Source organism: Plectonema radiosum NIES-515 (genome assembly GCF_025753815.1).
GTDB lineage: Bacteria > Cyanobacteriota > Cyanobacteriia > Cyanobacteriales > Nostocaceae > Hassallia > Hassallia radiosum_A.
In genome coordinates, this window is sequence record NZ_JAOWRF010000041.1 from 1 (window position 1) to 18,634 (window position 18,634).

An 18,634-nucleotide genomic window follows, 5' to 3' on the forward strand; every position below is an offset into this window, starting at 1 on the left:
CCTAAATAAATACCCCCAATTTTCAATTTTTAGCCAATCCGGATAAACAAATAAAGTCAAAATTAATACTGCAAAATAATAAAGCGGAAAAATTCTCAAAGCGCGATTACGCCAAAATTTGATAACTCCTGGGATATCACTTGTATATCTTTGAGTATAAAAGGCTTTTCCCATCAGGTAGCCAGATAGGACAAAAAAAATCCAAACTGCTAACCCTCCAGGACTAAATATTATCCAACTCCAGTCATAATTTTTATAAACAATTGAGTTTCTCTGAGGGTTACAGTGAGCAATTAGAACTATTAAACAAGCGAATCCCCGCAGAGCAAGCAGTGCATCTAAACGGTTATTATCTTTAATAAATATTTGCTGTGATGTGGATATTTGATTGTTCATTGATAATTTATAACTTCAGGTGAAATAAAGATTGGTTACAATAACTTAAATCAGCAACTAGTAGTTGATAGTTGCAAAAGTGTAATATATCACAATAATTTGAGTTATCAAGTAACCATGCAAGCAGAATATCGGCAGCGTCGCGAACAGTTGATGGCAAAAATTGGCAATGGCACTGGGATATTTCGCAGTGCGCCTGCTTCAGTCATGCATAATGACGTAGAATATGCTTATCGCCAAGATAGCAATTTTTTCTACCTGACTGGTTTTAACGAAGCGGAAGCTGTAGCAGTTTTAGCACCTCATCACCCAGAACACCGCTTTATATTGTTTGTGCAACCCAAGGATAGAGAAAAGGAAGTTTGGAGTGGTTATCGCTGTGGGGTGGATGCAGCTAAAGAAATTTACGGTGCAGATGAAGCTTACCCCATCGCTGAATTGGATGAAAAATTGCCGCAGTATTTAGAAAAAGCCGATCGCCTTTATTATCATTTAGGACGCGATCGCTCTTTCAACGACACCATTCTCAAACATTACCAAAGCTTACTACGCACTTATCCCAGACGCGGTACAGGACCAATTGCCATTGAAGATACTTGCACAATCTTACACAGCATGAGATTGGTAAAAAGTCAATCGGAGTTGGAATTAATGCGGAAAGCTGCCGATATTGCCGTTGACGCACACAATTACGCAATGGCATTTAGCCAACCTGGTCGTTACGAGTATGAAATTCAAGCCGAAATCGAACACATTTTCCGAAAACAGGGTGCTATGGGACCTGCCTATCCTTCAATTGTCGCTTCTGGTGTGAATGCTTGCGTGCTGCATTATATCGAAAATCATCGGCAGATGCAAGATAACGAATTGCTGCTGATTGATGCTGGTTGTACCTATGGTTATTACAATTCAGATATTACCCGGACATTTCCCGTCGGTGGTAAATTTACGGCTGAACAAAAGACACTGTATGAACTTGTATTAGAAGCGCAGAAACAAGCGATCGCGCAAGTGCAACCGGGCAACCCCTACAAATTAATTCATGATACAGCAGTGCGCGTCCTCACCGAAGGCTTAGTTGAACTTGGTATTCTCAAAGGTGAAATTGACAAGTTAATCGAAGAAGAAAAATACAAACCTTATTATATGCACCGCACGGGTCATTGGTTAGGTTTAGATGTCCATGATGTCGGTGTTTACCAACATGGTGACGATAAACCGCAGATATTACAACCAGGTCAAGTCTTGACAGTAGAACCAGGACTTTATATTGTCCCAGATACCAAACTGGCAGAAGACCAACCAGAGACAAATCCTCGTTGGATTGGTATTGGTATCCGCATTGAGGATGATGTCTTAGTTACACCCACAGGACATGAAGTGTTGACAGCGGGAGTTCCCAAAGCAGTAGACGAAATAGAAAGATAAAAAATAGGGATGGTACACACCATCCCCAACATATGATTAAGTAATAGACATCTCCAGAAATGAACTATGCGTTGCCCAAACCCCTTGTAGAGACGCGAAATACGAAGTCTCTACATTGTTTTCTGGAGATGTTGAATAGACATCTCCAGAAATGAACTATGCGTTGCCCAAACCCCTTGTAGAGACGCGAAATACGAAGTCTCTACATTCTTTTTCAAATAGGTTGTCTAATAGAATTAGAAATTAACTGTTCACTTTGTAAACATTTTTACTATACTCTCGCTGACATAACACTTTTTCAGAAGCATTAAGATGTCATTTATTTCTTGAAAAAGGGAAATAATACTTAGACATATGCCCAGATGAGTTTGAAACAGGCACTTGAACTGGAGGAGCTTTCTCAGTAGGGGTTGAATCCCCTCCTGATTTGAAGCCACTCAACTCTCGTTCAGTGTTATTGTCTTAAACCCTTGCTCCAAGAGCGATCGCTTGACTGAGGGAGAGGGCAGTTTTCCTCCTGCCTGCTGCCTTCCTCAATAAAAACCTTTTTAGAAAACAAAATACTAAACTTAATTTCCGGATAAGCCTGTCATCTTTATTAAAACTTAACATATAATCCATGAAATTTATATAATTTGGTGATTAAATCATGTAACATACTTAAGTGAACATGAGTGTTTCTACCGAATCGATGCGGTTTTTCAAGAATCAAATAGCATCTTATGACAGAATTGGGAAGTAAATTATTTCGTGGGATAAGAGTTACTCCTTACCCAAAGCCAGGTAATTTTCACAATGTCAAACTTCAATCTGCAATCAGGCAGAACAAAGCAATAAATACTACTAATGTAAATAAAAGACCAGTTTTGACAGTGTATTTATTGGAACGACGAATAAATTGTATGACTATCCCTTCAATTGTGGAGGCAGTTCAGAGGGCATGTATCGAAGGCAACAAAATAATTGTCGCGAATTACAATATCCACAGCTTTAACTTATCGATGCAATTGCCGTGGTATTACGACTTTTTGCAAAGTGTAGAAATTGCCAACTGTGACAGCGTGGGAATATTAAAAGCGATCGCTTATATGGGGTTGGATTTACCCTTAGATTACCGAGCTTCATACACATTGTTAATGCCGAAAATCTTGGAAAGTTGCAACCAACATAGGTTTTCAGTATTTTTTCTCGGAGCAAAACCCGAATATTTGCAAATTGCCCTTGAGCGCTTGAAATTAAAGTATCCGAATGCTTGTTTTGCTGGACATCACGGATATTTTGACAAAGAAGACCCAAAGGCAAATCAAGCTGTAATTGAGCAAATCAATCAGGTCAAGCCAAATATTTTGGTTGTAGGTATGGGAATGCCAATTCAAGAATCTTGGGTACAAAAGCATCGCAGTAGCTTGGAGGTTAATGCCATCATGCTTGGTGGAGCCATTATCGATCGCATGGCTGGAATAGTCTCTGATTGTCCCGATTTGATATCTAATATGGGTCTGGAATGGCTCTATCGTCTCACTCGCGAACCAAAACGCCTAGCAGCTCGCTATTTGCTAGGAAATCCAGCTTTTGCATTACACATTGCTTTAGCAATGTCTAATGCTGATGCATTACGAGTAGAACTCATGCCTGGTATAGATGGATAATTCGAGCTTTGAAGGTAATATTCATTTCATAAACTCAGCGCTGCACTACATCATCAAATTAGCATGTTAGTTAACTACATGTGTGTATGCCGAGAGAGAAAAAATGATTTACAAGTGAATAATTACCAGAGATAGATTTTGATTTGTAGAGGATTAATTGCAGCTAAAAATCATAAATTTATATCTCAAAATTTTGGCAATAGAGTTCAGGATATCATTGTTCGGCTAGACTTTATCACTCATCAAAAGACATAAATCGCGTGATTTAAAGAAATCACAAACAGTGGTGCAAAAGCTTTTCGCTTCTCACTAGTTATGGTGGGTGAAAAATAACGAAGTAAGTGAAAAATCAGGATTTACTAGTATGTGATGCTCTTGGGGATCTATACCAACATACTTTCAGCAAATCGATAAAGTTTAACTTGGTTTAATGTCAATTTTATTGCTAATAGCTGACAGGAAAAGACAAAAATCAAATCAACATTATCGTTTTCACCCACTAGATTTTGAGCCATTAGGAAAAGTTGATTAGGCAAAAGAATGAAAGTTTGTTACTTAATCCAGAGTCATATAAATTCTGAGCAAATTTACCGATTAATTGATATTATTAAAATATCTAGTCCTGAGGCGGAAATTATTGTTAGTCATAATTTTTCTGGGTGTGAATTGGATGTAAAAACTTTACAAAAATCTGGCATTCAAGTATTAAGAGGTAAGGGTGGACGTGGCGATTTTGTACTCCTCCAATCTTATCTGAATGCGATCAAGTGGTTGATTGATAACCAAATTAACTATGATTGGTTAATTTACCTTTCTGGTCAGGATTATCCCATCAAACCAATATCAAACATTGAGAATTATTTAGCCGAAACTAGTTATGATGGGTTTATAGAATATTTTAAGATTTTTTCACCCGAAAGCCATTGGAGTATCAAAGAGGCTAAAAGCCGTTATTTATTTAGATATAAGAAAATTAATTCCCTGACAAAATTACCAAATTGGGGAAAAAAAGTACTTACACCAATCAAAATAATAAATTACTTGCAGCCGTTTGTCAGAATAAATTTGGCATATGACATGTTAGGTGTCAGATCATTATCATTATTGAGTGAAGACTTTGTATTTTATGGTGGTTCTTTCTTTACTACTTTATCGAGAAAATGTGTAGAACATGTGCACCAGTTTTGTCAAAGCCATCCCGAAGTAGTCGAATATTACAAAGGGGTATGCGTAGCAGATGAATCTTTTATCCAAACAATATTAGTAAATAGTGGATTATTCAATTTATGTAAAGATAATAAGCGCTACTATGATTTTTCTCAAACTCGTAATGGGCGTCCAGCAACTTTAACAACAAAAGATTATAATGCAATAGTGCAAAGCGAGGCTCACTTTGCGAGAAAATTCGACATGTGTAAAGACAAGATAATTTTAGACCTTTTAGATAAGGAAATTGGGAAAGTTGTATCTGATAGCTAATTTTTATGTTTGGGAATTTGAAGGAGATTAATAATGCTTGCTATACCAAAGATTAGTGTGATAGTCCCCGCTTATAATGTTAGCGGTTACATTCAAGAAACGCTGAATTCACTCTTATTGCAAACTTTTTCTAACTTTGAGGTATTAGTAGTTGATGACGGTTCTAGCGATGATACCCCAGGGATAGTGGAAAAATTTGAAGAGCGAGATTCACGCTTTAAATTATTGCAGAAATCAAACGGGGGTTTGTCATCAGCACGCAACTATGGCATCCGTCATGCGCGGGGTGAATATATTGCCCTACTGGATGGTGATGATATTTACCACAAAGATAAATTAGCAACTCATGTCGCTCGATTAGATAGGGATGCTGATGTTGGAGTGGTTTACAGTGCCTCGCAGACAATTCGCGACGATGGACGACCAACATTTATTAGCTTGAGCGGCAAACCAGTACATTCAAATCCGATGTTGGCTTTGTTGTGCAAAAATTTCGTCGGTCACGGTTCTAATGGAGTGTTTCGTCGATGTTTGGTGGATGAAGTTGGGGAGTTTGATGAAGACTTACGCAGTTGGGAAGATGTCGATTTTTGGTTGCGGATAGCGGCAACGCAGAAGTGGCGTTTTTATCGAGAGAAGCGTATTTTATGCTCTTATCGCGTTCGTCCTTCTGGACTGTCTTTCAATCTCGTGCAAATGCGGATTTGTGGTGAACAGGTCATTCAGGCTGCTAAAGAGCGATCGCCACAGTTAATAGAACCAATGTTACCAACAGCTTACGCTTATATGTACCGCTATTTGGCGCGGTTGTGCCTTCAGGGTGGGGATACAGAAACAGCGCGTGATTTTATTGACCAAGCTTTGATTTGCGACAAGTCAATTTTTTATCGGGATATGCGATCGCTCCTTACCCTGGTATCTGTGCGTCTGTCACGAATCACGAAACTAGTGATTAAGCGATCGCTTGGGTCAGCAAAGTATGCCAAAAAATATGAAAGCTGAAGTATGAAAAGCATAGATGATGAATCATCTGATATTTCACCTACAGAACCAACAAGTAACAATTCCTTGCTTAAAAACGGATTTTGGGCTACCTATGGAGCTTTTGCCACACGTTTTCTGGCTTTAGGTAATAACTTGCTCCTTGCAAGATTGCTCCTACCCTCAGAATTTGGTGTCATTGGTGTAGCTTATATTTTCTGGTCTTTTGTCAATTTATTTGCCCAGGATACTGCTGCTTCATTCATTGTTTATAAGGGTACTAAAGATAAACGTTATTTAAATACCACTTACACAATTAGTCTTGGCATCGGTTTAATTTTAGCAGTCGGGCTTGTAGCTACATCTCCCTTGATAGCTCATTTTTTTGGCATCCCTGACTTAATTTGGCTTCTAACTGGATTTGCCTTCAATTTGCTGCTGTCTTTCTATCAGTCCACTTATGTTGGAGTGCTCAGAAGCCAGATGCGGTTTCAAACTCTGACAAATTTAACTTTAATAGCCTCAATTGCACGAGTTTTTTCTACAGTTGTTAGCGCTCTGCTCGGACTAAGTTACTGGTCTTTTTTAATCGGAGATATGGTTTCTTGGGTGATAGCTTCCATTCTTGCCCGTCGTGAAGTTAAACACAATTTTAAGTTAGAAATAGACAGAGAAGTTTGTTCAGAAGTACTTTCTTACTCCTTAGGTGGTACAGGCTATAGTTTGGGATACTACGTCAATGCTAACTCTGACAATTTTGTCGTTGGAAAACTTTTAGGTACAACCAGCTTAGGTTATTACAATTTAGCTTACCAATTGACAATGGCATTACCTGTAATTTTAACCCAGGTCGTCAATCAAATTGGCATGTCTGCTTTTACGCAAATGACAGACGATAAACAACAAGAAAATGCTCTGCGGAATGTAATTGAACAAATTGCTGTTTTTATTACTCCCATATACGCTTTATTCTTTTTAATCATTGATAAGCAAGCTATTTCTCTAATTTTTGGCGAACAATGGATACCTGTTGCCGCATTAATTCCTTGGTTGTTAGTGTTTGCTTACTTTCGTGTAGTCAACTCTGCTATTAGCTCAATGTTACAAGCCAAAGGTCGTCCGGGAGTTAATGCCAAAGTCAACTTAATAATTGCTCCAGTAGCTGTAATAGGTTTTGTAATTGGAGCAATTCAAGGCAAAATTATTGGAGTCAGTATTTCTGTAGCAATTATATTGGGAATTGGTTGGACATTTTATTGGTGGTGGGTAGGTTGTAAGGCTCTTGGATGGTCAATGTTCAAGGCTTTACAGCCAAGCTTTATGCCAATTTTATTCACAGTTATATTGATGATATGTTCCTCGTATTTACCAATAATTATTAAACCAATTATATTTGCCATTGCCTATTTAATTTTCATGCGGATATTTCAGCCCACATATTTTCGTAATATTCAAGAATTTGCTGATAAAGCTTTTCAATTTCTTTGGAGAAAAGTTCATTTATAATTATTTTTAATTATCAAAAAATCATGAGATAATGATAAGATAAAATCAACGATTACTGTCTTAGGGGTAATGACCATAGAACGAACCGCCAAGTACGCGAAGTACGCGAAAGGATAAGAGTTTAAGAGATTTTTTGGGTTTGGTATATAGTCCTAAATAGTAATTACTTCCTATGTCTCAATATAAGCCTGATATCGCAATTTTTTTGCGTTGCCTTTATGGAGGTGGTGCTGAACGAGGAATGCTGAATTTAGCTCGTAATTTTTTGCGGCAAAAACTTACAGTTGATATGGTAGTTGCCAAGGCAGAAGGTTCTTTATTAGAACAGTTGCCAGCAGGAATTCGACTGATAGATTTAAACGCACAATCCAAGCTTGGCATCTTGCCTAAATTGGTTAAATATTTGCAGCAAGAGCGTCCTGTAAGTATGCTGGCAGCGCTACACTATCCTTGCGAAATAGCAATCTTAGCAAAGCGTATTGCTCGCGTATCGACACGAATAGTAGTATCTGAACACAATCATCTTTCTGAAGAAGCAAAACGTATCCCACAACTTTCAGTGAAGTTAACACCTTTAGCAGTCAAAGTTTTTTACCCTTGGGCAGATGGGATTATAGCAGTTTCTCAAGGTGTAGCGGAGGACTTAGCTAATGTAACTCAAATACCCCCTGAACGCATTGATTTAATCTACAATCCAGTTATCACTCCTGAGATATTTACAAAAGCAAAAGAAGCAGTTAATCACCCGTGGTTTCAATCAGGAGAACCGCCAGTTATTCTAGCAGTAGGAAGGTTATATCCCCAAAAAGATTATCCTACCTTAATAGGTGCTTTTGCCCAAGTGCGGCAAGTACGTCGCTGTCGATTAGTAATTTTAGGGGAGGGACCAGAAGCAGATAGTCTGAATAATTTGATTCGCGAATTAGGCTTAGAAGAGGATGTTGCCATGTTGGGTTTTGCGGACAACCCTTACGCTTACATGGCAAAAGCCTCTGTATTTGTTTTGTCTTCGGCTTGGGAAGGTTTCGGCAATGTAATTGTAGAAGCACTAGCTGTAGGAACTCCAGTAGTGTCTACAAATTGTGAAAGTGGTCCATCTGAAATATTGGCAAATGGTAAGTATGGTGACTTAACACGAGTTGGCGATCGCCAACAAATGGCTGAAGCTATTTTAAATGTTCTCGCTGGCAATATCAAGAAAGTAGATTCGAGTTGGTTACAGCAATTTACCTCAGAGACTTGTGCCGAAAAATATCTCCAAGTGTTGGGTATACCAACAAAAGTATTAGCCTAGAAAACTTAAATAATTTCAAGAATGCTGGAATTTAGCTCCACTAATAAAAGAACCTCCAAACTGCAAGCTTTATCATTTGCAGAGCGGATAATTTACTGGACTATTGTACTCACACCGCTTTGGTGGTTGCTAGGAGTACAAACTATTGTCTATCCAGTTGTTAGTGCGTTTCTATTAGTTGCTGGTTTTCAGCTCGACAAGCTGATTAAAAACTCTCTGCCAATTTGCAATTGGGCATGGTTAGCAATGATTTTAGCTGCACTTTGGACAAATATTTTGGCGTTGGAACAAATAGGCTTTGATCCTTTGAAAACAGCAGCCACATTCTTTACTTTATTTAAGGGCTACTTGATGATATTTGCCTGCATGACTGTACCATTTTGGCATCGCATCAGAGTAAAAGTAATTGTGCGGGCTGTATCTTGGATGGCAATAAGCTACATGGCACTCCTTGCTATTCAAATGTTAATACTTTTTGCCCTCGGTTCTCAAGACCCTTTTTTACCGCCTTTAGCTCGCATAATTCCGGGTGATAAAGTTAGTTTGATGGTGAAGTTTGCGATCATTCAGCCATTTTTTGGTATTCCCTTACCGAGGACAGACCTGTATACCGCAGACCCTCCTATTTTGGGGGTTTCTGCCCTTTTATGTTTCTTTATTTGCTTGAGTGAAAGTAGCGATCGCTTGCGTAAATTTGCTTTGTCTGGATACTTAATTGCTTTGGTAATTTCCCAGAGTCGTCTAGCTTGGATATGCTTTCCCTTAATATTTGTAATGATTGGTTGTTTCCGTAGTGGTTTAGCTCGACAAGGTTCTTTATGGGTGGCATCTTTTACTTCTTTTTTCTGTGGCATTTTGGGTTTAGCTTTACAAGATGTAATCAATGCACCCCTAAAAACTTTTAACAGCGCTCGTGCTGACTCATCGAAAGATCGGGAATATGTTGTTAATGCTACTATTGATGCATGGAAAGAGTCACCGTGGGTAGGGTGGGGAATTGTTGATAAAACAGTGTCTTGGGGAAATGGAGCGTTTGAGCTTCCCTTAGGAACATTTTCTTCCTACGCACAAGTGCTTTACCTACACGGAGTGTTTGGGTTTGTTTTTTTTATTACAGCACTAGTTTTAACTGCGTATAGCTTTTGGGAACCAGCTATGCAAGGAAATCGGATTTGCCAGCGGGCATTTGCGAGCTTAATAGCTCTATATATATTGTGTCAAGCGACTACTTTAACTTGGATGGTGATTTCTTTTTGGTTCTTTTTTGTTTGGTTGGGGGCTATTTTGGTAGAAGTCAGGGAGCAGAAGTTAAATATTATGAGTTGGGAACAACTTTCAGTCTAAAAGGGTTATGTAGAGAACTTTTAATCTAGAGTTTGCATCTATTTCTAAGTAATATGTTTTTATAAATTAATAAATTGGTATTAATTTTATGGCTAAAATAGCAGCGATCGCCATTAGGCATTGGAAGCCCCTAATATTCTGGAACATACTGATATTGGGAATCACTGCCGCTAGCGCTACGTTTTTGCCCCGTGTTTGGACGGCAACAACACAGCTGACGATTAGTGGAACAAACGGCAATTTGGATGCCAACTTAGGCATTTTGGGTTCCTTGAAAAATGGTACTTCTGATAGTTCTGGGACTGGGAACAGTCAATTGAATATGCAGCAGAGCATTCTCAACAGCGATACTTTGATGGAAAGGGTGCTGGTAAAAGACCCAGAAAAAGCTGAATTTAAAAGATTAGCGATTTACAAGAAACTATTCAAAGTTTCATTCACAGAAACTTCGAGCATCCTTTCGATCAGCATCAACGGTTCTAGTCCAGAATTGGCAAAATTACGGGCAAATAATCTCACAACTTTGTTTCAGCAGCGACTCAACGAACTGCGTCAAACAAACCGTTCATCTAAAAGACAATTAAGCATAAAAGAATTAGAAGGTGCGAAAAATAATTTGATTTTGACACAAAAAGCTTTAGCCAGGTTTAAACAGTCTAGCGGACTAGTTGATGCTGAAGAACAAACAAAAGCAATTGTGAGTACAATTGATAGTTTAACTAAGGCTCAATTACAGGCAGATTCTCAAGCTGGATATAGTCAAAATCGGGTTGTGACTTTATCAACTCGTCTGCGAATGTCACCAAACCAAGCTATTCGCTCTTTAAGTTTAGGTGAAAATAAAGATTACCAATTTATTAGAAGCAAACTATCAGAAGTAGAAGCTGATTTAGTGCGACAACGTACTAAATATACTGATGACCATCCTGTTGTTAAAGAACTTTTGCAACAGAAGCAAGCATTATTGAGCCAGATACAAAGCCAAGTTAACCAAACTGCTGGTGGTACCTCTATCGACACCACACTCAATAGTCAAGGACAAGGACGTGCCAGTTTAATCGAACAGTTAATTTTGGCAGAAACAGAAGCTAGCGGTCAGCAACGTCTCGCTCAACAAATACAAAGTCAATTAAACAAGCTCAAAGCTAATTTAAATTCTATACCCGCTCAACAAGAACGGTTAGCTGAACTTCAACGCAGTTTTGAAGTAGCAGAAGGTGTTTATAAAGGTTTAGTTGCCCAAGTGCAGCAAACTAATATTGATATCTTTGATGTGTATCCCAATGTGGAAATATTAGATGCAGCCAGAGTTGATAGCAAGCCTGTTTCTCCCAACTTATCGTTAATGGTCTTGAATGCTTTACTAGCAGGAATAATTGGCAGCATTGCCTTAGTATTACTCCTAGAAAGACGCAACCCGCTGTTGAGTCCTCAAGACTTGCAAGATATGAAGTTCCCAATAGTTGTCTCTATCCCTCGACTCAAAGGTATTGAACTGAAATTGGAACTAGATAATGACACAAAGGTCAACTTTCAACGTCTTGCTTCCGCAGTCAGCTTGCAACCTCTAAATAATCGCCATTTGTTGATTACCAGTGCAATGGAAGGTGAAGGTAAAACAACTCTCACCTTGGGGTTAGCAAGGGCATTAGTAGATTTAGGTTTTCGGGTACTAATGGTGGATGGAGATTTTCTCCAGGCAGAACTTACTCACAAATTAGGTTACACAAAAGAGCTTAACAGCAGTCTAACGCCCATTTCCATAGAACCTAATCTAAATTTATTGCCTGCTATACCACAACGCGGCAAAATTCTGGAGATGATATCGGGGGGACGTTTTCAACAAGCGCTGGTAGATGCCAAATCTCATAGTGAGTATGATTATGTTCTAGTTGATACTGCTCCTGTCAGTTCCACAACTGCGACAGCGTTAATGACAGCCCAAATTCCCAATGTATTGTTTGTTGTCCGACCAGGTATGAGTCATAGTAGCTCGGTTCGTGATAGCCTCGAACAATTGAGGCAACATCAGGCATCAATTTTAGCTTTGGTAGTTAATGATGTGGAAACTACAGCTAAACCTTACACGCATCGTTTGCATGATGTTTTGATAAATCAATAAGCATTATGCGACGAAGAGAAGTTTTGATGGGAGTATCAAGTGCCGCAGCAGTGTCACTATGGCATACAATCTCCCAGTTACACCAAGATCCAAAATCAGTCCGAGTCAGTGTGGATTGGCAAACATCAATAGCTAAATCCACAGTCAACACCTTTGGTTCTAATGATTATGAAATTACCACACCCGAACGTGCGCGAGACTCTGCATACCAAAAATTATTATCTGAGTTAAACATCAAATTAATTCGCATCCATCATGGTGAATTAAGCGATCGCTGGTCGAATCCAGCGACTAAAACCTGGGATATAGCCAAAATTAAAGCTTGTTTCGATGCATCCTATCCCCAAAAACCCACCATTATTCAAAATATCCCCGGTTGGGCTAAGTGGATGCAACAAACTCCAGATGGTCTGCTACACCCTGAAGAATATGACAACTATGCAGCTTTCTGTGCAGAGTTGGTGGTAATTCTCAATCAACGTCTATCCCGCAAGATAATCTATTGGGAACCATTTAACGAACAGGATGTGCGTTATCACAAAGCAGGCAAGCTTGACGAACTATGGGTTATATATAACAAAGTTGCTCAAGCAATGAAAGCCAAAGACCCCAAAATTAAAATTGGTGGTCCCGTCCTCACTTGGGATGAATCAAGCCGACTTGCATCGTTTCTGCAAAGTTGCGCTTCTAATGTAGACTTTATCTCGTGGCATCGTTATGCCAGCGGTGATGCTAATGAGTCTACCGATAAAATTATGGCTTACACGCCCAATTACGGTCAACAAGTGCGAGAATTCCGGGCAATTACCAAAAAATATATTCCTCATCATATACCCTTATTACTAAGCGAATACAACATCAACTACTCTTGGGAATCGGGTGAGAAGCGTCAAAATACTCACATTGGGGCAGTTTGGTTTGCTTCGGTACTCAAACATCTCGCAGAAGCGGGTGTAGATATGGCAACCTCCTGGCATCTCAAAGACGGAATTTACGGCATAATTGACTCAGAAAATCGTTTGCGACCCGCCGCTACTGTATTTGCCTGGGGAGTAAAGTATTTAACAGGTACAGTTATGCAGACAAAAAGCGATCGCTCTAGTGTTGAAGCAATGGCAGTCATTAATGCTGATGGAGGACGTTCTTTATTGTTAATCAACAAATCAGCTAAACCTGCCGAATTGACTTTAACAGGTATGTCAAAAATCAAACTCCCAAATATTTTGCCTATTTTTTACCTAAATGCAGATGGTGTACAAAATACTAGCATCACTCAACAATTGTTGTTGGGAAAAGCTTTTAATTTAAAAGCCTACTCTTTGGCTTTAGTTCGTTTATCTGGCTAATTTATAGGTAGTAAAGACTTCAGCGCTTACTAACTATAGATATGAGCGGTTTACCGATCACTACGACGAACCAAGAAATTATAGCGTTGCTGATTTCATGTATGACGTAGGATTTTACGTAATACCAAAATCGCTGTAGAGACGATTCTGTGCTACGTCTCTACATCCCGATTCAGGCGTCAATTCAGCAGCGCCGAAATTATCTTACACTATTTTTGACATACTCCCCCGTTTTCACGCGCGGGGGATTCTGAGGTAAAACAGCAATTGCAGGCACTGCCCGACTTACATTGCCTAACTCAACAGTCGATGCCCCGACTGCTTGAATATTTTTAGCGGCGTTTTCGTCACGTCCATTGATTGACTGACACTCTTGACAACGCCACTCTCTGACTGACAAATCTAAACTCTCTAGAATGTGTCCACAGTTAGAACAAGTTTTGCTGCTGGGATACCACCTATCAATAAATATAACAAGCTTGTTTTTCTTTTTGGCAATCCATTCTAGTATTTGTAGAAACTCACCAAAAGCTAAGTCTGATATCTTGCGCCCCCAAAGACGCTGCATTCCTTTCAAGTTTAGGGTTTCAAAGCACAAAACATCAAACTTATTAGTTAATTCATGAGCTAGCTTCCACGCGCCATCACGCCTGCGATTAGAAATATCCTCATGCTTGCGTACTAAATTCTTTCTAGCTCGTTCTCTATTGGCTGAACCTTTTAACTTTCTAGAATGCTGTCTGCTGGCATTTTTAATGGCGTTCAGAGATTGTTTAAAAAATTGGGGAGATTCAATTGTTGTACCATCTGAGCAAGTGAGAAATACCTTCATTCCAAAATCAAACCCCGCTATGTTACTAGTCGTGAATTTAGTTTCTGGCTCAGGACAATTATCAACAACCACAAGCATAAATAACTCACCTAACGCGGTACGCTTTATGGTTAGAGTTTTGACTGTTCCCTCTATTTCTCTAGACTTCCAAAATTGATAAACTTTATTCCCAATTTTTACCTTACTGCCACCCAAGAACTTATATCCAGCTTGCTTTAAGGTGAATGACTTGTATTTTCTGACCTTCTTAAACCCCGGTGGTCTAACTCCCTTTTTATGATGTTTAAAAAATAGTTGGTAGGCTTTCGATAGGGCGTTGGCAAATATCTTGCACTGCTTGAGAGCCAACCGACCGCCAGAACTCCTTACGTTTACGTAGCTTGGCGATATGGGCTTGAAGTTTAGCACAACTCAAGTGCTTGCCCCACATCCGATAGTATCTTTTGTGGAGGGCAATACAATGGTTGTAGATAACTCCAGCAGCGTTAATTGACCGCTTGAGAAATCTATTTCGCTTGTGACTGTAGAGTTTGAACTTCAAGGTTTTCATATAGACATGATACCACTTACAATGTAGATAATCAATACTCATCTACATGAAAACTGTATATAATCATTACAATCACTGTTTAGGGCTAGCAACTGTTCACTTAGTCTGGATACCATGTAGACGTAGAAGGATATTTGCAAATAACGAAGAATTAAAACTTCGATGTATTCAAATATTCCAGTCTGTCGCCAATGATAATAAATGGGTCATTAAAGCTTTAGAGATTGCCCCAGATCATATTCACTTACTGGTGGAGTATGATCCACATCACTCAATATCTCAAATAGTCAAGGCATTCAAAGGTCGCTCCAGTAGATATCTGAGACAGGAATTTCCTTTCCTAATGAAGCTCCCCAGTTTGTGGACACATTCATATATGTTTGACACTACTGGAAAAGTCAGCACTCAAAAAGTCTTGGAATATATTAATGATCCACATCATGGCTGAATAAATTCAGCCCGTTCGCTTATATCCCCCGCATGAATGACGGGGGCTTTACGCATCACGACTCGTAATAATTTTTAAGAACACCCCTCCACAAACTCCACTTCCGGCAGTTTACCCGATCGCAGCTGAGTCACACGCTTGCCATCAGTCTCAAAAATTAACCGATAATTCCCAGAAGCGCGTTCTTTCGGTACCAAAGTCAAATAATGCCCACCTTGCACGTATTTATGAGGTGTAACTGTAATTTGTCCTGGATAGAGAGATTTAATCTGCGCTTCCGTATCACCAATACGGGCACCGCTCAAAGTAGCAACACGACTGTTCTTAGATACCTCTACCCTGGAAATGCGACCTTTTGTCACCATAAAACTAATATTTTGCGGTTCCCCTTGTGGCTTCACGTAGTAACAACTATCATTAGGTGCATCACCAACTAATTTTGTACCCGCAGCTTTTGTTGCTTCGTTCACAGTCATTCCTACTCGCACTGTTCCGATACCGTTGAGAGTTACTTTCGATTGGTTTGTTAACTTCGCTTGCGCTAAAACAGTCCCGACTGTCAAAGAAGAAAACGCAACTGTTGCGGTAATTAAAGTTAATAATTTATGTTTGCTGTTCATTTTATATAGATAAAAAAGGGTATTTGACAATCTTGGAAGACTCAGATTCGCGACAAACGAATGCGAAGTCGGGGATATAGCGGTTTGCAATTGAATCCAATACACTCTTACCTCTCCCCAACCCCTCTCCTTGTAGGAGAGGGGCTTTTTCCTCTTCCCAGGATAGGGAAGGGGGTAGGGGGTTAGGTTTCTATTTCACTCAACCCTTGACCGCTATATTGTTTCTTACTGCTATGGTTTTATCTACGCTAGACATCTTCATTATTTCGGATTTTCACTATCTGTGTTTATCTGCGGTTTTTAATGATTTTTGTAATATATCAAAATTCAAAAAGAAAGGGAATGGTAAATACCATCCCCCTAACAACGTTCGCGAAAAGCACGTATTACTACAGTTGTTTCAAATCCAATTCCCGAAATACTGGATATATTACAACTGAGGTACGTACTGTTGCTTTTCGGGAACTTCTGTGTATTCAGCCAGAATCTGACGGAATTCTTCACCGTCAATAGTTTCCTTTTCGATGAGCAGATCCACCAAGCGATCGGTGACACTGCGATTTTCGCGAATCAACCGCTTTGCTAAGTCATAACACTGCTCGACAATTTCCCGCACTTGGGAATCGATGCGACGAGCGATCGCTTCGGAATATTCAGATCGCGTTGTCCAGTCACGACCCAAGAATACTTCTCCTTGCTGACTTTCCAAAGACAGCGGACCTAACTCCGACATCCCGAAACGTGTTACCATTTGTCGTGCCATTCCTGACAACTGTTGCAAGTCTCCACCTGCACCAGTTGTCACCTCAGCATGACCAAAAATCACATCTTCAGCAGCACGACCACCCAAAGCACCAGTAATTCTTGCTTTCAACTGAGAGCGGGAAATTAACCCTTGTTCTTCGTTGGGAGTAAACCAAGTCAAACCCTGAGCTTGTCCTCGTGGGATGAGGGTAACTTTTTGCACTGGGTCATGGTCTTTGAGCAATGTGCCGATCAAAGCGTGTCCAATTTCGTGGTAAGCAATCAAGCGTTTGCTCTTGCTATCTACCAAGGGAGTACCTTCCATCCCAGCGACAACGCGGTCAACTGCGTCATCAACTTCTGCGAGGGTCATACCTTCTTTACGGCGTCTGGCGGTGAGAATTGCCGCTTCGTTGAGTAAATTGGCTAAATCGGCGCCAGTGAAACCAGGAGTACGCCGAGCGATCGCTTCTAAAGATACACTCTTATCTAGTTTCTTATTCCGAGCGTGAACTTGCAGAATTTCCAAGCGTCCTTTGATATCTGGTGGATCAACAGTTACTTGTCTGTCAAAACGTCCGGGACGCAATAATGCTGCATCTAATACATCAGGACGGTTGGTGGCAGCAATAATAATGATGCCAGTGTTACCTTCAAAACCATCCATCTCCGTGAGCAGTTGATTGAGGGTTTGTTCTCTTTCATCGTTACCACCACCGATACCAGCACCCCGCTGTCTGCCTACGGCATCGATTTCATCGATAAAGATGATACAAGGAGCGTTCTCTTTCGCTTTCTTAAACAAATCGCGGACGCGGGATGCACCAACACCTACAAACATTTCTACGAATTCCGAACCGGAAATACTAAAGAAAGGTACACCAGCTTCTCCAGCGATCGCTTTTGCTAATAAAGTTTTACCAGTTCCCGGAGGTCCAACCAACAGCACTCCTTTGGGAATGCGGGCACCGACAGCAGTAAATTTTTCCGGTTGTTTGAGGAAGGTAACGACTTCTTGCAGTTCTTCTTTTGCTTCTTCGATCCCTGCTACGTCGTCAAATTTAACTCCTGTTTTAGCCTCCATTTGAAAGCGAGCCTTAGACTTGCCAAAATTCATCGCTTGTCCAGGACCACCAGGAAGGTTGCTAGAGCGTCGGAACAAAAAGAACAATCCAGTAATCAATATGATTGGAAAAATCAGATTACCTAACAGTCCCCAGATAGCTCCATCATTCCGCATCGGGTGAGCATCAAAACTAATTCCTTTGGTTTTCAGCTTGGAAATTAGCTCAGGAGCGCTCATCGGGAGGTCTACCCGCACTCGTTGGACGCGATTATCAAGTTCTGGATCGACAGCTTCGACAATTGCTGTCCTACCACCTTCATAAAGATCCACGCTGGTGACTCGATCTGCATCCAAGTATTCCAGAAAGCGACCATAGGTCATGCGGGTACTGGCTGTGTTTTTAGTCATATCCGTAGGACCAGAAGCAAATGCTCCTTGCCAAAAGAAAAAGCCAATTACCAAAGCAGGCAATGTCCAGAGTACTAGGACTCTCCAAGAGAATTTCATTTTAATTTGCCTCTAGATGCCAATACAATTAACTAGCAGTAACTGATGGTGGTGACAACTTCCGGCTGAAGTGCGAAGCATGAAGTATATTTTTACGGCTCGAACCGAAACTTACTACTTTACCGTTCATCCTTCATCCTTTTTTTGCTCACCCTGTCACTACGCTGTGAAACGGATGTTTATAAATCCATTTTTCCTTAATCTTATGTTTTACATGCATCCCCATAGAGCTATTGAAGCGCTACGGCAAATCCATGACACCATTAAGAATCTTAATTAAATTTAACTTAATTCTAATACATTACACCAGCAGAGTTTGGGG

Annotated in this window: 15 protein-coding genes; 10 read left to right on the forward strand and 5 right to left on the reverse strand. The window is 40.0% G+C overall.

Going from position 1 to position 18,634, the window contains the following annotated elements; translation table 11 throughout:
• Nucleotides 1-396, reverse strand: a 396-nt coding sequence (locus OGM63_RS02975; protein WP_263744020.1) for an acyltransferase family protein, incomplete at its 3' end; no start/stop codon positions are given.
• Between the two features lie 117 nt (nt 397-513).
• Here OGM63_RS02975 and OGM63_RS02980 point away from each other — a divergent pair.
• The gene (locus tag OGM63_RS02980; RefSeq protein WP_263744021.1) at nt 514-1,824 is read left to right on the forward strand and encodes an aminopeptidase P N-terminal domain-containing protein; all 1,311 of its coding nucleotides are present in this window, start codon (nt 514-516) and stop codon (nt 1,822-1,824) included.
• Between the two features lie 722 nt (nt 1,825-2,546).
• On the forward strand, nt 2,547-3,473 hold the full coding sequence (locus tag OGM63_RS02985; protein ID WP_511041080.1) for a WecB/TagA/CpsF family glycosyltransferase: 927 nt from the start codon (nt 2,547-2,549) through the stop codon (nt 3,471-3,473).
• 383 nt (nt 3,474-3,856) lie between these two features.
• On the opposite strand, the gene OGM63_RS02990 is transcribed toward OGM63_RS02985, so the two are convergent.
• On the reverse strand, nt 3,857-3,988 hold the full coding sequence (locus OGM63_RS02990) for a hypothetical protein (protein WP_263744023.1): 132 nt from the start codon (nt 3,986-3,988) through the stop codon (nt 3,857-3,859).
• A gap of 25 nt (nt 3,989-4,013) precedes the next feature.
• Here OGM63_RS02990 and OGM63_RS02995 point away from each other — a divergent pair, with 25 nt between their 5' ends.
• From OGM63_RS02995 to OGM63_RS03025, 7 genes are all read left to right on the forward strand, one after another.
• Nucleotides 4,014-4,952 carry a beta-1,6-N-acetylglucosaminyltransferase gene (locus tag OGM63_RS02995; RefSeq protein ID WP_263744024.1) on the forward strand — a complete coding sequence of 313 codons (939 nt, stop codon included), beginning with the start codon at nt 4,014-4,016 and terminating at the stop codon, nt 4,950-4,952.
• A 33-nt stretch (nt 4,953-4,985) separates the two neighbouring features.
• Entirely contained in the window at nt 4,986-5,954 is a 969-nt protein-coding gene (locus tag OGM63_RS03000; protein WP_263744025.1) for a glycosyltransferase family 2 protein, read from the forward strand.
• 3 nt (nt 5,955-5,957) lie between these two features.
• On the forward strand, nt 5,958-7,439 hold the full coding sequence (locus OGM63_RS03005) for an oligosaccharide flippase family protein (RefSeq protein WP_263744026.1): 1,482 nt from the start codon (nt 5,958-5,960) through the stop codon (nt 7,437-7,439).
• A gap of 172 nt (nt 7,440-7,611) precedes the next feature.
• Nucleotides 7,612-8,733 carry a glycosyltransferase gene (locus OGM63_RS03010; RefSeq protein ID WP_263744027.1) on the forward strand — a complete coding sequence of 374 codons (1,122 nt, stop codon included), beginning with the start codon at nt 7,612-7,614 and terminating at the stop codon, nt 8,731-8,733.
• A 21-nt stretch (nt 8,734-8,754) separates the two neighbouring features.
• A complete protein-coding gene (locus tag OGM63_RS03015; protein WP_263744028.1) occupies nt 8,755-10,077 on the forward strand; it encodes an O-antigen ligase family protein in 1,323 nt (440 codons plus the stop codon).
• An 88-nt stretch (nt 10,078-10,165) separates the two neighbouring features.
• The gene (locus OGM63_RS03020; RefSeq protein WP_263744029.1) at nt 10,166-12,199 is read left to right on the forward strand and encodes a GumC family protein; all 2,034 of its coding nucleotides are present in this window, start codon (nt 10,166-10,168) and stop codon (nt 12,197-12,199) included.
• Nucleotides 12,200-12,204: 5 nt separating this feature from the next.
• Nucleotides 12,205-13,545 carry a GH39 family glycosyl hydrolase gene (locus tag OGM63_RS03025; protein ID WP_263744030.1) on the forward strand — a complete coding sequence of 447 codons (1,341 nt, stop codon included), beginning with the start codon at nt 12,205-12,207 and terminating at the stop codon, nt 13,543-13,545.
• 199 nt (nt 13,546-13,744) lie between these two features.
• Here OGM63_RS03025 and OGM63_RS03030 read toward each other — a convergent pair whose 3' ends face one another.
• Entirely contained in the window at nt 13,745-14,785 is a 1,041-nt protein-coding gene (locus OGM63_RS03030; protein WP_263744031.1) for an RNA-guided endonuclease InsQ/TnpB family protein, read from the reverse strand.
• A 188-nt stretch (nt 14,786-14,973) separates the two neighbouring features.
• Here OGM63_RS03030 and tnpA point away from each other — a divergent pair, with 188 nt between their 5' ends.
• A complete protein-coding gene (gene tnpA, locus OGM63_RS03035; RefSeq protein WP_263744032.1) occupies nt 14,974-15,375 on the forward strand; it encodes an IS200/IS605 family transposase in 402 nt (133 codons plus the stop codon).
• A 74-nt stretch (nt 15,376-15,449) separates the two neighbouring features.
• Here tnpA and OGM63_RS03040 read toward each other — a convergent pair whose 3' ends face one another.
• Together OGM63_RS03040 and ftsH2 are read right to left on the reverse strand one after the other, a co-directional pair.
• Nucleotides 15,450-15,995 (reverse strand): hypothetical protein, encoded by a 546-nt coding sequence (locus OGM63_RS03040; protein ID WP_263744033.1) that lies wholly within the window; start codon nt 15,993-15,995, stop codon nt 15,450-15,452.
• A 430-nt stretch (nt 15,996-16,425) separates the two neighbouring features.
• Nucleotides 16,426-18,312: an ATP-dependent zinc metalloprotease FtsH2 gene (gene ftsH2, locus OGM63_RS03045; RefSeq protein WP_263744034.1), complete on the reverse strand. Its 1,887-nt coding sequence runs from the start codon at nt 18,310-18,312 to the stop codon at nt 16,426-16,428.
• Nucleotides 18,313-18,634 lie beyond the last annotated feature (322 nt).

Coding starts and splice junctions, on each gene's coding strand:
- OGM63_RS03010 (WP_263744027.1), top strand. CDS start 7,612: ATGTCTCAATATAAGCCTGATATCGCAATTTTTTTGCGTTGCCTTTAT.
- OGM63_RS02990 (WP_263744023.1), bottom strand. CDS start 3,988: ATGGCTCAAAATCTAGTGGGTGAAAACGATAATGTTGATTTGATTTTT.
- OGM63_RS02980 (WP_263744021.1), top strand. CDS start 514: ATGCAAGCAGAATATCGGCAGCGTCGCGAACAGTTGATGGCAAAAATT.
- OGM63_RS03020 (WP_263744029.1), top strand. CDS start 10,166: ATGGCTAAAATAGCAGCGATCGCCATTAGGCATTGGAAGCCCCTAATA.
- OGM63_RS03000 (WP_263744025.1), top strand. CDS start 4,986: ATGCTTGCTATACCAAAGATTAGTGTGATAGTCCCCGCTTATAATGTT.
- OGM63_RS02985 (WP_511041080.1), top strand. CDS start 2,547: ATGACAGAATTGGGAAGTAAATTATTTCGTGGGATAAGAGTTACTCCT.
- ftsH2 (WP_263744034.1), bottom strand. CDS start 18,312: ATGAAATTCTCTTGGAGAGTCCTAGTACTCTGGACATTGCCTGCTTTG.
- OGM63_RS03005 (WP_263744026.1), top strand. CDS start 5,958: ATGAAAAGCATAGATGATGAATCATCTGATATTTCACCTACAGAACCA.
- OGM63_RS03025 (WP_263744030.1), top strand. CDS start 12,205: ATGCGACGAAGAGAAGTTTTGATGGGAGTATCAAGTGCCGCAGCAGTG.
- OGM63_RS02995 (WP_263744024.1), top strand. CDS start 4,014: ATGAAAGTTTGTTACTTAATCCAGAGTCATATAAATTCTGAGCAAATT.
- OGM63_RS03040 (WP_263744033.1), bottom strand. CDS start 15,995: ATGAACAGCAAACATAAATTATTAACTTTAATTACCGCAACAGTTGCG.
- OGM63_RS03015 (WP_263744028.1), top strand. CDS start 8,755: ATGCTGGAATTTAGCTCCACTAATAAAAGAACCTCCAAACTGCAAGCT.
- tnpA (WP_263744032.1), top strand. CDS start 14,974: ATGAAAACTGTATATAATCATTACAATCACTGTTTAGGGCTAGCAACT.